General features: G+C 59.3%; 15 protein-coding genes. 7 read left to right on the top strand and 8 right to left on the bottom strand.

Annotated features, from left to right (window positions below; genetic code table 11):
* Window positions 1-10: 10 nt before the first annotated feature.
* Genes ACLEXF_RS10110 through rutA form a run of 5 tightly spaced genes read right to left on the bottom strand, consistent with a single transcriptional unit; the run spans window position 11 to window position 3,584 of the window.
* The gene (locus ACLEXF_RS10110; protein WP_017901103.1) at window positions 11-601 is read right to left on the bottom strand and encodes a malonic semialdehyde reductase; all 591 of its coding nucleotides are present in this window, start codon (window positions 599-601) and stop codon (window positions 11-13) included.
* Window positions 598-1,401, bottom strand: coding sequence for a pyrimidine utilization protein D (gene rutD, locus ACLEXF_RS10105; protein ID WP_065877937.1), 804 nt, complete (start codon window positions 1,399-1,401; stop codon window positions 598-600). The genes ACLEXF_RS10110 and rutD overlap by 4 nt, the downstream gene beginning before the upstream one ends.
* Window positions 1,398-1,790, bottom strand: coding sequence for a pyrimidine utilization protein C (gene rutC, locus ACLEXF_RS10100; RefSeq protein WP_102001583.1), 393 nt, complete (start codon window positions 1,788-1,790; stop codon window positions 1,398-1,400). Before rutC ends, rutD begins: the two co-directional genes overlap by 4 nt.
* The gene (rutB, locus tag ACLEXF_RS10095) at window positions 1,783-2,493 is read right to left on the bottom strand and encodes a pyrimidine utilization protein B (protein ID WP_004204506.1); all 711 of its coding nucleotides are present in this window, start codon (window positions 2,491-2,493) and stop codon (window positions 1,783-1,785) included. The genes rutC and rutB overlap by 8 nt, the downstream gene beginning before the upstream one ends.
* Window positions 2,493-3,584, bottom strand: coding sequence for a pyrimidine utilization protein A (gene rutA, locus ACLEXF_RS10090; RefSeq protein WP_004204507.1), 1,092 nt, complete (start codon window positions 3,582-3,584; stop codon window positions 2,493-2,495). Before rutA ends, rutB begins: the two co-directional genes overlap by 1 nt.
* A gap of 284 nt (window positions 3,585-3,868) precedes the next feature.
* Here rutA and rutR point away from each other — a divergent pair, with 284 nt between their 5' ends.
* The gene (rutR, locus tag ACLEXF_RS10085; RefSeq protein ID WP_004204508.1) at window positions 3,869-4,507 is read left to right on the top strand and encodes an HTH-type transcriptional regulator RutR; all 639 of its coding nucleotides are present in this window, start codon (window positions 3,869-3,871) and stop codon (window positions 4,505-4,507) included.
* On the opposite strand, the gene ACLEXF_RS10080 is transcribed toward rutR, so the two are convergent.
* Together ACLEXF_RS10080 and putA are read right to left on the bottom strand one after the other, a co-directional pair.
* Window positions 4,508-4,903 (bottom strand): lysozyme inhibitor LprI family protein, encoded by a 396-nt coding sequence (locus ACLEXF_RS10080; protein WP_023317894.1) that lies wholly within the window; start codon window positions 4,901-4,903, stop codon window positions 4,508-4,510.
* A gap of 183 nt (window positions 4,904-5,086) precedes the next feature.
* The gene (putA, locus tag ACLEXF_RS10075; RefSeq protein ID WP_043523233.1) at window positions 5,087-9,049 is read right to left on the bottom strand and encodes a trifunctional transcriptional regulator/proline dehydrogenase/L-glutamate gamma-semialdehyde dehydrogenase; all 3,963 of its coding nucleotides are present in this window, start codon (window positions 9,047-9,049) and stop codon (window positions 5,087-5,089) included.
* Window positions 9,050-9,469: 420 nt separating this feature from the next.
* Here putA and putP point away from each other — a divergent pair, with 420 nt between their 5' ends.
* Both putP and ACLEXF_RS10065 read left to right on the top strand, forming a co-directional pair.
* On the top strand, window positions 9,470-10,978 hold the full coding sequence (gene putP, locus ACLEXF_RS10070; protein ID WP_004147889.1) for a sodium/proline symporter PutP: 1,509 nt from the start codon (window positions 9,470-9,472) through the stop codon (window positions 10,976-10,978).
* Between the two features lie 134 nt (window positions 10,979-11,112).
* A complete protein-coding gene (locus ACLEXF_RS10065; RefSeq protein WP_004204513.1) occupies window positions 11,113-11,547 on the top strand; it encodes a DUF3574 domain-containing protein in 435 nt (144 codons plus the stop codon).
* 31 nt (window positions 11,548-11,578) lie between these two features.
* Here the strand turns inward: ACLEXF_RS10065 and ACLEXF_RS10060 are convergent, their stop codons facing one another.
* Window positions 11,579-12,763, bottom strand: coding sequence for a NupC/NupG family nucleoside CNT transporter (locus ACLEXF_RS10060; protein WP_025999331.1), 1,185 nt, complete (start codon window positions 12,761-12,763; stop codon window positions 11,579-11,581).
* A 270-nt stretch (window positions 12,764-13,033) separates the two neighbouring features.
* Here ACLEXF_RS10060 and efeU point away from each other — a divergent pair, with 270 nt between their 5' ends.
* The 4 genes from efeU to phoH all read left to right on the top strand — a co-directional run bounded on the left by efeU (window position 13,034) and on the right by phoH (window position 17,624).
* A complete protein-coding gene (gene efeU, locus ACLEXF_RS10055; RefSeq protein ID WP_004204515.1) occupies window positions 13,034-13,864 on the top strand; it encodes an iron uptake transporter permease EfeU in 831 nt (276 codons plus the stop codon).
* Between the two features lie 51 nt (window positions 13,865-13,915).
* Window positions 13,916-15,043: an iron uptake system protein EfeO gene (gene efeO, locus ACLEXF_RS10050; RefSeq protein ID WP_017901109.1), complete on the top strand. Its 1,128-nt coding sequence runs from the start codon at window positions 13,916-13,918 to the stop codon at window positions 15,041-15,043.
* Between the two features lie 4 nt (window positions 15,044-15,047).
* Window positions 15,048-16,331 carry an iron uptake transporter deferrochelatase/peroxidase subunit gene (gene efeB, locus ACLEXF_RS10045; protein WP_048323645.1) on the top strand — a complete coding sequence of 428 codons (1,284 nt, stop codon included), beginning with the start codon at window positions 15,048-15,050 and terminating at the stop codon, window positions 16,329-16,331.
* Window positions 16,332-16,835: 504 nt separating this feature from the next.
* A complete protein-coding gene (gene phoH / locus ACLEXF_RS10040; RefSeq protein ID WP_002898923.1) occupies window positions 16,836-17,624 on the top strand; it encodes a phosphate starvation-inducible protein PhoH in 789 nt (262 codons plus the stop codon).
* The last annotated feature ends 526 nt before the right edge of the window (window positions 17,625-18,150 follow it).

The following is an 18,150-nucleotide window of genomic DNA, read 5'->3' as shown; positions in this document are numbered from 1 at the left end:
CGTAAACTCCTTATGCCAGCAGGCAGGCTTCATCAAAGGACAGACGCGGCAGGCGGCCGTACAGTTTGCCGGGGTCGCCATAGCCGATGTTCACCAGCAGGTTGCTTTTCCAGCCGTTGTCGGCGAAAAACGCCGCATCGACTTTTTCCCGGTCGAAGCCGGACATTGGCCCGGTGTCGAGACCCAGCGCCCGGCAGGCGAAAATCAGATATGCCGCCTGCAGGGAGCTGTTGCGAAACGCGGTCTCCTCCGCCAGCTGCGGGCTGGAGGTGAACCAGCTGCGGGCGTCACCGTGGGGAAAGAGGGTCGGTAGCCGGTCGTAAAAGGCGCTGTCCCACGCCACGATGGCGGTCACCGGCGCCTGCATGGTTTTTTGCAGATTGCCGCTGGAGAGCGTCGGGCGAAGTTTCTCTTTGCCTTCCGCGCTGCGCACAAACACGATGCGCGCCGGCGAACAGTTGGCGGAAGTCGGCCCCATTTTCATCAGGTCCCAGACTGCCTGCAGCTGCGCATCGCTCACTGGCTTATCCAGCCAGCCGTTGTGGGTTCGGGCCTGGGTAAACAGCGTCTCGCAGGCCGTCTGGTTTATCGCGTCGTTCATCGGGTCTCCGTGGCGACCGGCAGCATAGCGGCCAGCCCGTCGCGTAAAATGGTATTAAAGGTATCGGCGTCGGTGACGTTACAGGCATGGCCGCCCCATGGCATTTCCACGTGCTGGCTGCCGGAGATAGCCGTCTGCAGCACGCGGGAGCAGGAGGCCGGGACCAGCAGATCGTCAGCGGCGCTGATAATCAGCGTCGGGCAGGCGATGGCCGCCGCGCGACGCGAAAAATCAGCCTGCTTCAGGGCCTGCAGCCGCTTCAGCAGGTTCTCCTTGCCCTGAAAATGGCTGATGGCAAGCGCATCTTCCGCTTCGAGGCGCGGCAGGCGCGCGGCCATCCATTCCGCCGGGTAGAGAAACAGCGGCTGTGCTTCGACCCACGCCTGCGCGCCGCCGGCATGCAGCAGACGCTCGCGCACCAGGAAGCAGCGGCGGGTGTGCGGCGACAGCGACAGCCAGCCGTTGACCAGCACCAGGGCGCTCACCGCCTCGGGGCGATCGAGCGCCAGCTGCAGGCCAATTAGCGCCCCCAGCGCGTGGCCCATCAGCGCGAAGCGGGCGATCCCCGCCGCCTGCAGAGCGCTGAACAGCTCTCCGGCCATCGTCGCCATGCTGTAGTCGGCGGGCAGCGGACCGGCGTTCTCCCCGGTCCCGTTATGGTCATAACTCACCAGCTGATACTGTTCCTCCAGCGCCGCGCGCTGCGCCAGCCAGTAGCCGCCGCCGCCGCCCAGACCGGCGCTGAGGACCACCACCGGCGCGCCGGGCCATGGGGCTGGAGCAATATTGAGCCTCATCATGTCGGGGTGCCGATATGGGCGACGCTGGCGATTTCCACCAGCGCATCGGGTTTCACCAGACCGCACTGAATGCAAAAGCGCGCGGGTTTATCGCCGGGGAAAAACTCGGCGTAAACCTCGTTAATCGCGGCGTAATTTGTCCAGTCGGTGATAAAGATGCTGTTGAAAGTCACATCCGCCATACTCCCGCCCGCCGTTTCGATAACGCTCTTGATGGTCTCCAGCACGTGGCGGGTTTGCGCCTTTGGGTCGCCGATGTGCACCACATTATTTTGCTTATCAAACGGCAGAGTGCCGGAGACGTAGACCACGCCATCGGCGAGCGTCCCCGGAACAAAGGGGGCAATCGGCGCGGTGGTGCCTGGCGGAATGATCACCTGTTTAGGCATAACGTTTCTCCTTGGCTAAAGACAGCGGGGTGGCAGGGGATAGCGCGCGGCAGAAGCTCTCGACGTCGCTGACCCAGCCGAAAAAGGTTTCAATATTGAACAGCGCCGCCTGCTGGGCGAAGGCCGGGCCGGCCTGATGGGTGGCATCCTCCAGCACTACGCCGAAGTATTCGAGGAAGAAGCCATCGCGCAGCGTCGATTCGACGCAGACGTTGGTGGCGATCCCGGTGAACACCAGGTGGCGTATACCGCGGCTGCGTAAAATGCTGTCGAGCGGGGTGTTAAAGAAGCCGCTGTAGCGCGGTTTCGGCAACACGATGTCGCCTTCCTGCGGCGTCAGTTCGTCCACCAGCTGATAGTCCCAGCCGCCTTTCGCCAACAGCTTGCCCTGCAGCTCCGGGCGCTGACGCATCGTTTTCAGCGCATTGGACTTGTGGTAGTTCGGCGAGCCCGGGCCGCCGGCTTCAACATACTGGTCATCCCAGCCATTCTGGAACCAGATAATCAGCATGCCCGCGGCGCGGGCGGCGGCGACGGCGGTATTAATATTGTCGATAACCGGTCGGGTGGCGGAGACGTCAAAGCCGGCAAGATCCAGATAGCCGCCCTGGCTGGCGTAGGCGTTCTGCATATCGACAACAATCAGCGCGCTCTGCTGCGGCGCGAAGGTCAGGGATTCCGGGCGAGCGGGAAGGGTAATCATCAGGCCACCTCACGGGTAACAGGAGCAATGTGGTCCCGGCAGCGCATCAGCGGCTGAATGCGTTCGCCAAAGGCGTCGATGCCGGCAAGAAAATCATCAAACGTCAGCAGCACGCCGTCGGTGCCGGGCACGCTCGCTACTTCATCAAGCATACGGGCGACGCTGGCATACGATCCGACAAGGGTGCCCATGTTGATATTGACCGCCGAGGTTGGGTCGGCCATCTGGCGCACGTTGGTATCGCTGCCGGAGCGGGTGTCTTTCTGACTCTGCTCGGTGAGCCACGCCAGCGCTTCTTCATCGGCGCCCGCTTTGTAGTGCTCCCATTTGGCGCGCGCCGCTTCGTCGGTTTCGTCGGCGATCACCATGAACAGCACATAGGAGCCTACGTCACGGCCGGTTTTTTCCGCCGCCTGCATCATGCGCGCTGCGGTCGGCGCGAAGGCCGTCGGCGTGTTGACCCCTTTGCCAAAGCAGAAGTTGTAGTCCGCGTGCTGGGCGGAGAAGGCCATACCGGCGTCGCTCTGCCCGGCGCAGATCACCTTCATTGGCTGCGAAGGGCGCGGGCTGACCCGGCAGTCGTTCATGGTGAAGTAATCGCCTTTGAAATCGCTGCGCCCGGTGCCCCACAGGTCGCGTAGCACCTGAACGTATTCGGTGAGATAGTCATAGCGGCTGGCGAAATAGTCATCCCCCGGCCACATGCCCATCTGGTCATATTCCGGTTTTTGCCAGCCGGTCACCAGATTGACGCCAAACCGGCCGCCGGAGATGGAATCGATGGTGGAGGCCATCCGGGCGACGATCGCCGGCGGCAGCGTAAGGGTGGCGGCGGTGGCGTAGATCTGGATCTTCGAGGTCACCGCGGCCAGGCCGGCCATCAGGGTGAAGGACTCCAGGTTGTGATCCCAAAATTCTGTTTTCCCGCCGAAGCCGCGCAGCTTGATCATGGAGAGCGCGAAGTCGAAATGGTAGTGCTCGGCTTTCTGCACGATAGCCTTATTCAGTTCGAAGGTCGGCATATACTGCGGGGCATGGGTAGAGATCAGCCAGCCGTTGTTGCCAATGGGAACGAAAACACCAATTTTCATACCTACCTCTCTACAGTCATGGAAGATGGGTTGCGGTGGTGCGGCATCCTGCCTCTCCCTGGACCACCTCGCAGAACAGGTAAAGCAAACGCGATGCCAGTTTTATAAATGTTAATGTTATTAATGTGTTGCTATTGGGTTGCTAAAAAGGACGATAAAAAAGTGGACTGGATGGTCAAAATCAGTGCACGAAAAAACGGCAGTCATGCGCAATCAGGGTGCATGGGGTCGTGTCGGCGAAGGGCTTTTGCTATGCTGGTGGCGTCAACTGAAGGAGAGGATGTATGGCACAGGGCGCGGTGAAGAAAAACGGCAAACGTTCACAAGCGGTCAGCGCCAAAAAGGAGGCCATCCTGGCCGCCGCGCTGGAGGCATTTTCGCAATTTGGTATTCACGGTACGCGGCTGGAGCAGGTAGCTGAGCGCGCCGGGGTGTCGAAAACCAATCTGCTTTATTACTACCCTTCGAAAGAGGCGCTGTACGTGGCCGTTCTGCAGCAGATCCTCGCCATCTGGCTGGCGCCGCTGAAGGCCTTTCGCGAGGATATCAGCCCGCTGGTGGCGATCCGCGAGTATATTCGCCTGAAGCTGGAGGTGTCCCGCGATCACCCCCAGGCCTCGAAGCTCTTCTGCCTTGAGATGCTGCAGGGCGCGCCGCTGCTGATGGGTGAGCTGACCGGGGATCTGAAAGCGCTGGTCGATGAGAAATCGGCGATTGTCTCCGGCTGGATCGACCGCGGCAAGCTGGCGCCGGTCGATCCGCAGCATTTAATCTTTATGATCTGGGCCACTACCCAGCATTACGCCGACTTCGCCACCCAGGTAGAGGCGGTCACCGGCGCCACGCTGCAGGACGCGGCCTTTTTTGAGCAAACGGTCGATAATGTCCAGCGGATGATTATCGAAGGCATTCGCGTCCGTTAGTTAATTGGCCGGCGGCAGCGGGCAGCTTTGATCGCCGTCCTCGCACTGCAGCAGCGAGGCGAGGAAAGATTCCCGCTCCACGCTCTTATCGGTCATGCACTGGCTCAGCAGCATCGGCTGCATGCTGCCGCCTTCGGCGCCGGACGCGAGGAAGGCGCAGTCGGCGTCGCGCAGGGCGATCCATGCCTGCTGCGCCTGCTTCAGTAATGTCTGCTGTTTACCCGCCGCCCGCTGCAGAGCCTGCTGCCAGGTGTCGTTCAGTTTTTTGTCGGCCGCCTGAAACTGCGCGGCCGCGCACTGATTCATTTCGGTTTGGGTGTTGGCGTTGCTGCACTCGTCCGCCAGCGCCGCGCCGCTGGCCAGCAGGGCCGCCACGGCAAATAACATGCGTTTCATTGTTCTGCTCCCATAAAAAAGGCTCCCGTCAGGGAGCCCTAATTAAGCACAGCTGACGTCGGCTGTCATTAGCTGATCGCATCGCAGATTGATTGCCCGAATGGCGGCGCACAGCGCCTTATCCGGGCTACCCTTTACGGTGTTATGTAGCCCCGGTAACACAGCGCCACCGGGGGGCCCGGGTTAGCCGATGGTCATCAGGCTGGCGTTACCGCCTGCCGCCGCGGTGTTGACGCTCAGCGAACGCTCGATATACAGCCGCTCCAGCAGCAGATTGGTTTCGCCGCGGGCGAAGCCCTGCACGGAGACAATCGCCCCGTCGCGCGCCGCCACCTGCTCGCACAGCTCGCGCAGCTGGTCGGAATCGCCGTGATAGATAACCGCGTCGAAGGCCTGACCGGGCAACTGATCCGCTTTGGCAAAACGGATCCGCTCGCTGACGTCCCGCGGCAGTTTCTTCGCCAGATCGCGCTGCAAGGCGCTGTCCGGCCACAGCACTTCACAACCGACCGCCAGCACAGCCGCCAGCTGGATCAGCGTATCCTGCTCATTATCCGCCACGCACAGCACGCGCTCGCGGGGCATCAGCGTCAGGGTGTTGCGCTCGCCGGTTGGCCCCGGCAGCAGGCGTTGGGTGCCGCTTTGCGCCTGCTCGCTGTACTGCTGGCACAGCGCCTGCAGCTCAGGTCGGCCCGCCGCCCACTGCTGCAGCGCCTGCAGTGGTTTTTCCAGCAGCGTTTTCAGCTGGGCGTCCAGCGGACGCTCTGCATCCTGGCGGGCGAAGGTCACGCCAACGGCGCCCTGCGGACGGCTGGAAAGCAGACGGTAAAGGTACAGCGGGCCGCCGGCTTTCGGACCGGTACCGGACAACCCTTCGCCGCCGAACGGCTGCACGCCGACCACGGCGCCAACCATATTGCGGTTGACGTACAGGTTGCCCACCTTCGCGCTGCCGGTGACCTGGGCGATGGTCTCGTCGATGCGGGTATGCACGCCGAGGGTCAGGCCGTAACCGGAGGCGTTAATCTGCTCCACCAGTTTATCCAGCTCGTTACGGTTATAGCGCACCACGTGCAGCACCGGGCCGAAAACCTCTTTTTTCAGCTCGTCAAAGCTGTCGAGTTCGATAAGCGTCGGCGGCACGAAGGTCCCGTGGTTCCATTCGCGGGCGTCTTCGCTATTCTCGCGCACCGCCTGATAGACGGTGCGGCCTTTGGCGCGCATCGTCTGAATATGGCGTTCGATATTCTCTTTCGCTTCTGCATCGATAACCGGACCGATATCGGTGGTCAGGCGGCCCGGATTGCCCATGCGACACTCGCTCATCGCGCCGCGCAGCATGGTTAAGGTGTGGTCGGCTACCTCTTCCTGCAGGCAGAGGACGCGCAGGGCGGAGCAGCGCTGGCCGGCGCTGTCGAATGCGGAGGCCAGGACGTCGATCACCACCTGCTCGGTGAGCGCCGACGAGTCGACGATCATCGCGTTCATCCCGCCAGTTTCGGCGATCAGCGGCGTCGGGCGTCCCTGAGCGTCGAGGCGGCTGGCGATATTGCGTTGCAGCAGGGTGGCCACTTCGGTGGAGCCGGTGAACATCACGCCGCGCACGCGCTCATCGGATGTCAGCGCGGCGCCGACGGTTTCCCCGCGGCCCGGCAGCAGTTGGATCACCCCTGGCGGCACGCCGGCTTCCAGCAGGATCGCCACGCCCTGGGCGGCGATCAGCGGCGTCTGCTCGGCCGGTTTCGCCAGCACGCTGTTGCCGGCCGCCAGCGCGGCGGCAATCTGCCCGGTGAAGATCGCCAGCGGGAAGTTCCACGGGCTGATACAGACCACCGGACCCAGCGGACGGTGGGTTTCATTATCGAAATCGTCGCGCACCTGGCCGGCATAGTAGTGGAGGAAGTCAACGGCTTCGCGCACTTCGGCGATGGCGTTGCTGAAGGTTTTACCCGCTTCGCGCACCAGGATCCCCATCAGGGTCGGCATCTGGCTTTCCATCAGCACCGCGGCGCGCTCGAGAATGGCGGCGCGCTCCTGCGGCGGGGTGGCGAACCAGATTGGCGCGTTGTTGATAGCGCTGGTCAGCGCCTGCTGCACTTCGTCATCGCTGGCTTCGCGGACGTAGCCGACAATGTCCTTTGGCTCAGCCGGGTTGACTACCGGCTGCGTCTCGCCTTCGGCTACCGGCTGCTCCAGCATCGGCAATGCCTGCCATTTATGCAGGGCGCTGTTGAGCAGGGAAGAGGAGAGGGAGGCCAGACGATGCTCGTTAGCCAGATCCAGACCGGCGGAGTTGCTCCGGCCGCTGCCGTAGAGATCGCGCGGCAGCGGGATTTTCGGATGCGGCAGGCCGGCCTGGCCTTCCTGCTGCGCCAGTTTTTCTACCGCGCTGACCGGGTCGGCCACCAGCTCGTCCAGCGGCAGGGTATTGTCCGCAATACGGTTGACGAAGGAGGTATTGGCGCCGTTCTCCAGCAGACGACGCACCAGATACGCCAGCAGCGTCTCGTGGGTGCCCACCGGGGCGTAGATCCGGCACGGCCGGTTCAGTTTGCCGTCGGCGACTTTGCCCACCACCTGCTCGTACAGCGGTTCGCCCATGCCGTGCAGGCACTGGAACTCATACTGGCCAGGGTAGTAGTTCTGGCCCGCCAGCTGGTAGATAGCCGCCAGGGTATGGGCGTTGTGGGTGGCGAACTGCGGATAAATCAGGTTCGGCACCGCCAGCAGCTTTTTCGCGCAGGCGAGATAGGAGACGTCGGTGTAAACCTTGCGGGTGTAGACCGGATAGCCTTCGAGACCTTCCATCTGCGCGCGTTTGATTTCGCTGTCCCAGTAGGCGCCTTTCACCAGACGGATCATCAGGCGACGGCGGCTGCGGGTGGCGAGGTCAATCAGGTAATCAATGACAAACGGACAGCGCTTCTGGTAGGCCTGAATCACGAAGCCAATCCCGTTCCAGCCCGCCAGCTCCGGCTCGAAGCACAGTTTTTCCAGCAGGTCGAGTGAGATCTCCAGACGGTCCGCCTCTTCGGCGTCGATGTTAATGCCGATGTCATACTGGCGCGCCAGCAGGGTCAGCGATTTCAGACGCGGGTAGAGCTCTTCCATCACCCGGTCATACTGGGCGCGGCTGTAGCGTGGGTGCAGAGCCGACAGCTTAATGGAGATGCCCGGCCCTTCATAAATGCCGCGGCCGTTAGAGGCTTTGCCGATGGCGTGGATCGCCTGCTGATAAGATACCATATAGGCCTGGGCGTCGGCGGCGGTCAGGGCCGCTTCGCCTAGCATGTCGTAAGAGTAACGGAAACCTTTATCTTCCAGCTTGCGGGCGTTGGCCAGCGCTTCGGCGATGGTTTCCCCGGTGACGAACTGTTCGCCCATCAGTCGCATCGCCATATCCACGCCCTTGCGGATCAGCGGTTCGCCGCTCTTGCCGATGATGCGGTTCAGCGAGCGGGAGAGGCTGGTTTCGTTGTGGGTGGAGACCAGTTTGCCGGTGAACAGCAGCCCCCAGGTGGCGGCGTTGACGAACAGCGACGGGCTGCGGCCAATGTGCGACTGCCAGTTGCCGTTGCTGATTTTGTCGCGGATCAGCGCATCGCGGGTGGCTTTATCCGGAATACGCAGCAGGGCTTCCGCCAGACACATCAGCGCCACCCCTTCCTGTGAGGAGAGGGAGAACTCCTGCAGCAGACTCTGCACCATGCCGGCGCGGCCGCTGGCGGTCTTCTGGTTGCGTAGTTTTTCCGCCAGTTGATACGCCAGCTTATGCGCCTGCTCGCCCAGCGGCTGCGGCAGTCGGGCCTGCTCCAGCAGCATCGGCACCGCGTCGGTTTCCGGGCGACGCCAGGCGGCGGTGATCGCCGCGCGGCTTACCGACTGCGGCAGGATCTGCTCGGCGAATTCGAGGAACGGCTGATACGGCTCTTCCGTTAATACGCTGGCGTCATCGCTTTCGTTGGCGGCCCCGGAGAGCAGCGCCGGTAGCTCGGGCAGCGTCTCATCGTTCTCCAGTTTTTCCAGATAATTGAAGATGGCCTGCTTAATCAGCCAGTGCGGCGTGCGGTCAATGCGGCTCGCGGCGGACTTAATGCGCTCGCGGGTTGCGTCGTCAAGCTTAACACCCATGGTGGTGGTGCCCATGCTCAAAACTCCTGTCATTTATCGTTAGCTTATGCGGTTGCATGGAAATATCCACTATGTTGCAACTTTGTGCAACCATGTTAATTATGGCTTGTGACGAAAGCCGTGAAATGGCGGATTTGTTAAAAATAATGCCTAAAATAGCAGAATTTTAACCCCGGGCTCATAGGGTATTTGTATGCGTGAGTTAACACTTTTGTTTGGTGCAACCTTTAAAAACGTGAGAGAGTGCAACCTCTCGCAAATTGACGTTTTGCGCCGTCGGATTTTCGTGTAAATGCTGTGTTAAATCGTTTGTGAAAAACCGAAGCTTCCGTCAGGATACGGTCGCCCAATTAAACAATGCGCCATTACCCCGTTCCGGTAGTGGAAAAAAACGACGAAGTTGGACGCTGTCGATAAAAATTCTGGAGACTTTGCATGGCTATTAGCACACCGATGCTGGTGACATTTATTGTTTATATTTTTGGTATGGTATTGATAGGGTTTATTGCCTGGCGTTCGACCAAAAACTTTGATGATTATATTCTCGGGGGGCGGAGTCTGGGGCCATTTGTGACCGCGCTTTCCGCCGGCGCCTCGGACATGAGCGGTTGGCTGCTGATGGGCCTGCCGGGCGCCATTTTCCTCTCCGGGATTTCCGAAAGCTGGATTGCCATCGGCTTAACGTTGGGGGCGTGGATTAACTGGAAGCTGGTCGCCGGGCGCCTGCGCGTGCATACCGAGGTGAATAATAACGCCCTGACGCTGCCTGATTATTTTACCGGCCGTTTTGAAGATAAAAGCCGGGTGCTGAGAATTATTTCGGCGCTGGTTATTCTGCTGTTCTTTACTATCTATTGCGCCTCGGGAATTGTGGCGGGGGCGCGTCTGTTTGAAAGCACCTTTGGCATGAGTTATGAAACCGCGCTGTGGGCCGGCGCGGCGGCGACAATTATCTATACCTTTGTCGGCGGCTTCCTCGCCGTCAGCTGGACGGATACCGTGCAGGCCAGCCTGATGATTTTCGCGCTGATCCTTACCCCGGTAATCGTGATTATATCCGTCGGCGGTTTTGGCGATTCGCTGGAAGTCATTAAGCAGAAGAGCATCGAAAATATCGACATGCTGAAAGGGCTGAACTTCGTGGCGATTATTTCGCTGATGGGCTGGGGACTGGGCTATTTCGGTCAGCCGCATATTCTGGCGCGCTTTATGGCGGCGGATTCGCACCACAGCATCGTCCACGCGCGTCGCATTAGTATGACCTGGATGATCCTCTGCCTCGGCGGGGCGGTGGCCGTCGGCTTCTTTGGCATCGCTTACTTCAATAACAACCCGAGCCTGGCGGGCGCGGTTAACCAGAACGCCGAACGCGTGTTTATCGAGCTGGCGCAAATCCTGTTTAACCCGTGGATTGCCGGGATCCTGCTGTCGGCGATTCTGGCGGCGGTGATGTCCACCCTGAGCTGTCAGCTGCTGGTTTGCTCCAGCGCGATTACTGAAGATCTGTATAAAGCCTTCCTGCGCAAAAACGCCGGTCAGAAAGAGCTGGTCTGGGTGGGCCGTATGATGGTGCTGGTGGTTGCCCTGGTGGCCATTGCCCTGGCGGCCAACCCGGAGAACCGCGTGCTGGGTCTGGTGAGCTATGCCTGGGCCGGTTTCGGCGCCGCCTTTGGCCCGGTGGTGCTGTTCTCGGTGATGTGGTCGCGTATGACCCGTAACGGCGCGCTGGCCGGGATGGTGATTGGCGCCCTGACCGTGATCGTCTGGAAGCAGTTTGGCTGGCTGGGCCTGTATGAAATTATTCCGGGCTTTGTCTTCGGCAGCATCGGGATTGTGGTCTTTAGTCTGCTGGATAAAGCGCCGTCAGCCAGCATGCAGCAGCGCTTCGCTGAAGCGGATGCCCACTACCATACGCCGCCGCCGGTACGCGCCACGGCTGAGTAAGCTCATCTGACGCTCACGAGCCCGCCGCTGGCGGGCTTTTTATTGCCTGTTGCCGGGCCGGAATATTATAACCCTTGCTAATTATTTGAAAATCCGCTGATATTTCCTGACTAATAACAATGAGGATAGCAAAGATGACGTTCAGACAGGGTGTAATGGCGCTGGTGCTGGCAGGGTTACTCAGCGGCTGCGCGGCGGGTGGAAGTTCATCGACCAGCGCGCCGAAGCCCGGCGCCTGCCCGGCGGATCAGTCCATGGTGCAAACCACGCTTTACTTCGGCCTGAGCCGCCCGGCGGGGAAAGACATCACCGCTGAAGAGTGGCAACAGTTTGTCGACCGCGACGTCACGCCGCGCTTTCGCGACGGGCTGACGGTGTTTGATGCCCACGGCCAGTGGCTTGGCCAGAATGGTCAGGTGGTGCGGGAGCAGAGCAAGGCGCTGATGGTGATCCATGGCCACGACGCGCAGAGCGAGACCGGTATTGAGGCCCTGCGCGAGGGCTATAAATCGCGCTTCGCGCAGGAGTCGGTGATGCGTGTCGACCAGCCGGTCTGCGTGCAGTTCTGAGTAAACGGCGGGGGCAGCCCCGCCGTTTGTCTTACAGCACCAGCCCGGCGAAGCTGGCGGAAAGCAGGCTCACCAGCGTGGCGCTAAACACCAGCCGCAGGCCGAAGCGGGAGACGATATTGCCCTGCGGTTCATTCAGGCCTTTGATCGCCCCGGCGATAATGCCGATTGAAGCAAAGTTAGCAAACGACACCAGGAAGACCGAGAGAATGCCGAGCCCGCGCGGCGTCATGCTGGCGGCAATCTTTTGCAGCTCAATCATCGCCACAAATTCGTTAGCGACCAGCTTGGTGGCCATGATGCTGCCGGCGTTCAGCGCATCGCTCAGCGGAATGCCGATAAGCCAGGCTAACGGATAGAAGACGTAGCCGAGGATCTGCTGGAAGCTGAGGCCAAACAGGGTAGCGAACAGCGCGTTAATGGCGCTGATCAGGGCGATAAAGCCGATCAGCATCGCCAGAATAATCATCGCCACTTTAAAGCCGGCCAGAATATATTCCCCGAGCATTTCAAAGAAACTCTGTGATTCATGCAGCTTCTCCAGCTTTATTTCCTGCTCGCTGCCCGGCCGCGTCGGGTTAATCACCGACAGCACGATAAAGGTGCTGAACATATTCAGGATCAGCGCCGCGACGACATATTTGGCGTCCAGCATGGTCATATAGGCGCCGACGATCGACAGCGATACGGTCGACATGGCCGTCGCCGCCATGGTGAACAGACGCCGTGAGGAGAGGTCGCCCAGTACGCCTTTGTAGGCGATGAAGTTTTCCGACTGGCCGAGGATCAGGGAGCTGACGGCGTTAAAAGATTCCAGCTTACCCATGCCGTTGACCTTCGACAGCAGGGTGCCAATCACGCGAATAAAAATCGGCAGGATCCGCCAGTGCTGGAGAATACCAATCAGCGCGGAAATAAACACAATCGGACACAGGACGCCAAGAAAAATAAAGGCTAAGCCTTTATCGCTCATGCCGCCAAAGACGAAATTGGTCCCTTCGGCGGCAAAGCCTAACAGCGAAGCAAAAAAGCCGGAAATATTTTTTACCAGCCACAGCCCGCTTTCGGCGTGCAGGAAAAAGAAAGCGAGCGCTATTTCTATAATAATCAACTGAAGAATATAACGAATACGAATTTTTTGTCTGTCGTAGCTGACAAGCCAGGCCAGGGCGAGGATCACCGCCAGCGCCAGCAGGAAATGAAAAAATGCAGTCATGTTGTTCTTTTCGCAGGTCAATAAGGCCGCCATTTAGCCATAGCCGCCGCGACGGGTAAATATCTGGCGTAAAAAATCCTTTGCTTATTCTTTTCTCTCATAACAGGCGAATATTTTCATAAGTCATTATTTGCCAGCGATTTATTTACAGATAGTCATCATTCTCTAAACATTTCGCTTGTGTTTCTGAGTATTGTAATGATAATCACTATCATAAATATTACCTGTTTTTGCATTCGTTGACGGTGCTTTACATTTAAGGGTATTGGCATGTTTGTCCCATTTCTCATTATGTTACGCGAAGGCCTGGAGGCGGCGCTGATTGTCAGCCTGATCGCCAGCTATCTGAAACGCACCCAGCGCGGCAACTGGATTGGCGTGATGTGGATTGGCGTGATCCTCGCAGCGGCGCTGTGTCTTGGCTTAGGCATCTTTATCAACGAAACCACCGGGGAATTTCCTCAGCGCGAACAGGAGCTGTTCGAAGGGATCGTCGCGGTCATTGCGGTGGTGATCCTGACGTGGATGGTCTTCTGGATGCGCAATGTCTCACGCAACGTCAAGCAGCAGCTGGAGCAGGCCGTGGATAAGGCGCTACAGCGCGGCAATCACCACGGCTGGGCGCTGGTGATGATGGTCTTTTTCGCGGTCGCCCGTGAGGGGCTGGAGTCGGTCTTCTTCCTGCTGGCGGCATTCCAGCAGGACGTTGGCATCTGGCCGCCGCTGGGGGCGATGCTGGGGCTGGCCACGGCAATCGTGCTGGGTTTCCTCCTCTACTGGGGCGGTATCCGTCTCAACCTTGGCGTGTTCTTCAAATGGACCAGCCTGTTTATCCTGCTGGTGGCCGCTGGCCTGGCGGCGGGGGCGATCCGCGCCTTCCACGAGGCGGGCCTGTGGAACCTGTTCCAGGAGACCGCCTTCGATCTGAGCACTGTGCTGTCGACGCATACGCTGTTCGGCACGCTGCTGGAAGGGATCTTCGGCTACCAGGAGACGCCAAGCGTCAGCGAAGTGGCTGTCTATCTGCTTTATCTGATCCCGGCGCTGGTGCTGTTTGCGCTGCCGCCGCGAAATAATACGACTGCCTCGCGGGCTGCCTGACCAGGCGCTGCGAGCTTATAAGCGACACTCTACTTACCGAAAGGGATGATCATGATGATTCATTTTCGCCGTAATGCGCTGCGGGTGACCGTGGCCGCGCTGCTCAGCTCTGCATTCGGTGCTCAGGCTGCGGATATCCCGCAGGTCAAAGTCACCGTCAACGACAAACAGTGCGAGCCGATGCAGGTGACCGTTAACGCGGGTAAAACCCAGTTTATTATTCAGAACCACAGCCAGAAAGCGCTGGAGTGGGAGATTTTGAAAGGGGTGATGGTGGTGGAAGAGCGCGAAAACATCGCGCCGGGCTTTACCCAGAAGCTCACCGCAAACCTGCAGCCGGGCGAATATGACATGACCTGCGGTCTGCTCACCAACCCGAAAGGCAAACTGATCGTCACCGGCGCCGCCACCAAAGACGCGGCGAAAGCGGATGCGGTGCTGAGCCTCGGCGAAGCGATCACCGCTTATAAAGCCTATGTGACGGCGGAAACCGCGCAGCTGGTCAGCGGCACCAAAGCCTTTACCGACGCGGTGAAAGCTGGTGACATCGAAAAAGCGAAAGCGCTGTACGCCCCGACGCGCCAGCATTACGAGCGCATTGAGCCGATTGCTGAGCTGTTCTCTGACCTTGACGGCAGCATCGACGCCCGCGAAGACGATTTCGAGAAAAAAGCGGAAGATCCGAAATTCACCGGATTCCACCGTCTGGAAAAGGCGCTGTTTGGCGATAACAGCGTCAAGGGCATGGAAAAATATGCCGATCAGCTGAACAGCGATGTGCTGGAGCTGCAAAAGCGCATCAGCGAGCTGGCGTTCCCACCGTCAAAAGTCGTGGGCGGGGCGGCAGGATTAATTGAAGAAGTCGCAGCCAGCAAGATCAGCGGTGAAGAAGATCGCTACAGCCATACCGACCTGTGGGACTTCCAGGCCAATATTGACGGCGCGCAGAAAATTGTCGATCTGCTGCGCCCGCAGCTGCAAAAAGAGAACAGCGCACTGCTGGCTAAAGTGGACGCCAACTTTAAGAAAGTGGACAGTATCCTCAGCAAATACCGCACCAAAGAGGGTTTCGAAACTTACGATAAGCTGACCACCGCTGACCGTAATGCGCTGAAAGGGCCGATCACCACCCTGGCGGAAGATCTGGCTCAGCTGCGCGGGATCCTGGGTCTGGACTAAGTCGATGGCACAACAGAAACCACACGACGTGAACGAGCCGTCACGTCGTCGCTTACTGAAAGGGATCGGCGCGCTTGGCGGCGCGCTGGCCATCACCGGCGGCTGCCCGGTAGCGCATGCGGCAAAAGCGGAAAGTTCCCCCGGGACGCTCACACCTGACGCGCGCCAGGAAAAACAGCCATTCTATGGCCCGCATCAGGCGGGTATTCTGACGCCGCAGCAGGCCTCGATGATGCTGGTGGCGTTCGATGTGCTGGCGTCAGATAAAGCCGACCTCGAGCGTCTGTTTCGGCTGCTGACCCAGCGTATCGCCTTTTTAACCCAGGGCGGCCCGGCGCCGGATACGCCTAATCCGCGTCTGCCGCCGATGGATTCCGGCATCTTAGGGCCGTGGATTGCCCCGGATAATCTGACCATCACCGTCTCGGTCGGCCATTCGCTGTTTGATGAGCGCTTTGGTCTCGCGGATAAAGCGCCGAAAAAGCTGCAGCCGATGACTCGCTTCCCCAATGATTCACTGGATGCCGCCCTGTGCCATGGCGACCTGCTGCTGCAGATCTGCGCCAATACTCAGGACACGGTGATCCATGCCCTGCGTGATGTCATCAAACATACGCCGGATTTGCTCAGCGTGCGCTGGAAGCGGGAAGGGTTTATCTCCGATAGCGCGGCGCGCAGCAAAGGCAAAGAAACCCCCATCAACCTGCTGGGTTTCAAGGACGGTACCGCTAACCCGGCGAGCCATGACAGCGCGCTGATGGATCAGGTCGTGTGGGTCACGGCGGATCAGGACGAGCCGGCCTGGGCGGTGGGCGGCAGCTATCAGGCGGCGCGCATCATTCAATTCCACGTCGAGTTCTGGGACCGGACGCCGCTCAAGGAGCAGCAGACCATCTTCGGCCGCGACAAGCACACCGGTGCGCCGCTGGGGATGAAAAACGAACACGATACCCCGGATTACAGTAAAGATCCTAACGGTGAGACGATCGCGCTGGATAGCCATATTCGTCTGGCCAACCCTCGCACGCCGGAAACCCAGTCCAGCCTGATGATGCGCCGCGGCTACAGTTATTCGCTGGGAGTCACTAATGCCGGGCAGCTGGATATGGGGCTGTTGTTCGTTTGCTATCAGCACGATCTGGAAAAGGGTTTTCTGACGGTGCAGAAACGGCTTAACGGCGAGGCGCTGGAGGAGTACGTCAAACCCATCGGCGGGGGCTACTTCTTTGTTTTACCCGGCGTGGTGGATGATAAGCACTACCTGGGACAGACGCTGCTGCAGGCTTGATACCGACCCTGTCCGCAAGGGCAGGGCGTTTTCTGCTGTTTTTCTCTTTTTTATTATATTTCCTGCCATGTGTTATATTTCTGTAATACAAATGACCGATAGTCTCCTACACTTGCTTAAGAACTATTTGTTGCGTCATTGTGAAAAATAAGTTGCATTAAGAATCTTTTTTGATGTACTTATTACATACGCGGTAGTTCCCGGCAGTGTGACGTTTCACTATGGAGATCGCGAATGGTAAGGTCCCGTACCGGACAACGTAAAACCACAGACCGTACTCTTCAGCACGGAAGCCCCGCTTCCGGCAGCGATTTTCTCACTCTTTCTCCCTCCGCTTCGAATTATTACCACCTTGGCAGGGTACGCGGTGCGCGTAGCCGCGACTCGTTGTCAGTTCTACCGGCAAGCAATGGCTTACAAGGAAGCCAAACCTCAATCGTTCGTGCGCATAGTCGCGTCGATGTTGACGCGTGTGATGTAAACCTACAACGCAAGGTGCTATCCATGGGAAGACAAAAAGCAGTGATCAAAGCTCGTCGTGAAGCAAAACGTGTGCTGAGACGGGATTCACGCAGCCATAAGCAGCGTGAAGAAGAATCGGTCACATCGCTTGTGCAAATGAGTGGCGTAGAAGCAATTGGCATGGCGCGGGACAGCCGTGATACTTCCCCAATTGAGGCGCGCAATGAGGCTCAGGCGCATTATCTGAATGCCATCGACAATAAACAGCTGATTTTCGCCACCGGCGAAGCCGGATGCGGCAAGACCTGGATCAGTGCGGCGAAGGCAGCTGAAGCGCTGATCCATAAGGATGTGGACAGAATTATTGTTACCCGTCCCGTTCTGCAGGCCGACGAAGATCTCGGCTTCTTACCGGGAGATATCGCCGAGAAGTTCGCGCCCTATTTCCGACCGGTTTACGACGTGCTGGTGAAAAGGTTGGGGGCTTCCTTTATGCAGTACTGCCTGCGTCCGGAAATCGGCAAGGTGGAAATCGCGCCGTTCGCCTATATGCGCGGACGTACTTTTGAAAATGCGGTGGTGATTCTGGACGAGGCCCAGAACGTGACCGCAGCGCAAATGAAGATGTTTTTAACCCGCCTCGGGGAGAACGTGACGGTCATCGTCAATGGCGATATCACCCAGTGCGACTTGCCCTCAGGGGTGCGGTCCGGCCTGAGCGATGCGCTGGCGCGTTTTGAGGAAGATGAGATGATCGGCATCGTGCGTTTCACCACCGATGACTGCGTGCGCTCGGCCCTCTGCCAGCGGACGCTGAAAGCCTATTATTAATCGTCATACTGTGAGCAAGGCCCGGGCGAGCCCGGGCTTTGTTGTTTTTGGGGGGGCCTCCCGGCGGCGCTGCGCATAGCGGGCTACCTGGCGGGTACGGTCTGGTAGCCCGGGAGAGGCATTGATGCCGACCCCGGGGATGTCTGCGGTGCCACATGCGAAAAAAAGCCCGTACTTGCGTACGAGCTCTTCTTAAAATATGGCGGCGAGGGGGGGATTGACTCGCTTCGCTCGCCGTTACTCGGCCCATCCATGGGCCTCGCCCCTGCGGGGCCAACGCAGGCGTTGTTCAAAAACGCTCCCGGCGTTTTTGTCGGGGCAGCCCGCTCGCGGGCTCGCGGTCTGTCCAACTGGCTGCGCCAGTTGTCGAACCCCGGTCGGGGGTTCTCATCCCCCCCGGTGGGTGCCACATGCGAAAAAAAGCCCGTACTTGCGTACGAGCTCTTCTTAAAATATGGCGGTGAGGGGGGGATTGACTCGCTTCGCTCGCCCCTGCGGGGCAGCCCGCTCGCGGGCTCGCGGTCTG

This window comes from Klebsiella pneumoniae complex sp. WS1778, from assembly GCF_049472055.1.
Lineage (GTDB): Bacteria > Pseudomonadota > Gammaproteobacteria > Enterobacterales > Enterobacteriaceae > Klebsiella > Klebsiella quasipneumoniae.
This window is presented reverse-complemented; position numbering and strand designations above follow the sequence as displayed.

Bases quoted from the DNA above. Each gene is read 5' to 3' on its own strand.
- ACLEXF_RS10110 (WP_017901103.1), bottom strand. From the start codon at position 601: ATGAACGACGCGATAAACCAGACGGCCTGCGAGACGCTGTTTACCCAG.
- rutD (WP_065877937.1), bottom strand. From the start codon at position 1,401: ATGATGAGGCTCAATATTGCTCCAGCCCCATGGCCCGGCGCGCCGGTG.
- rutC (WP_102001583.1), bottom strand. From the start codon at position 1,790: ATGCCTAAACAGGTGATCATTCCGCCAGGCACCACCGCGCCGATTGCC.
- rutB (WP_004204506.1), bottom strand. From the start codon at position 2,493: ATGATTACCCTTCCCGCTCGCCCGGAATCCCTGACCTTCGCGCCGCAG.
- rutA (WP_004204507.1), bottom strand. From the start codon at position 3,584: ATGAAAATTGGTGTTTTCGTTCCCATTGGCAACAACGGCTGGCTGATC.
- rutR (WP_004204508.1), top strand. From the start codon at position 3,869: ATGGCACAGGGCGCGGTGAAGAAAAACGGCAAACGTTCACAAGCGGTC.
- ACLEXF_RS10080 (WP_023317894.1), bottom strand. From the start codon at position 4,903: ATGAAACGCATGTTATTTGCCGTGGCGGCCCTGCTGGCCAGCGGCGCG.
- putA (WP_043523233.1), bottom strand. From the start codon at position 9,049: ATGGGCACCACCACCATGGGTGTTAAGCTTGACGACGCAACCCGCGAG.
- putP (WP_004147889.1), top strand. From the start codon at position 9,470: ATGGCTATTAGCACACCGATGCTGGTGACATTTATTGTTTATATTTTT.
- ACLEXF_RS10065 (WP_004204513.1), top strand. From the start codon at position 11,113: ATGACGTTCAGACAGGGTGTAATGGCGCTGGTGCTGGCAGGGTTACTC.
- ACLEXF_RS10060 (WP_025999331.1), bottom strand. From the start codon at position 12,763: ATGACTGCATTTTTTCATTTCCTGCTGGCGCTGGCGGTGATCCTCGCC.
- efeU (WP_004204515.1), top strand. From the start codon at position 13,034: ATGTTTGTCCCATTTCTCATTATGTTACGCGAAGGCCTGGAGGCGGCG.
- efeO (WP_017901109.1), top strand. From the start codon at position 13,916: ATGATGATTCATTTTCGCCGTAATGCGCTGCGGGTGACCGTGGCCGCG.
- efeB (WP_048323645.1), top strand. From the start codon at position 15,048: ATGGCACAACAGAAACCACACGACGTGAACGAGCCGTCACGTCGTCGC.
- phoH (WP_002898923.1), top strand. From the start codon at position 16,836: ATGGGAAGACAAAAAGCAGTGATCAAAGCTCGTCGTGAAGCAAAACGT.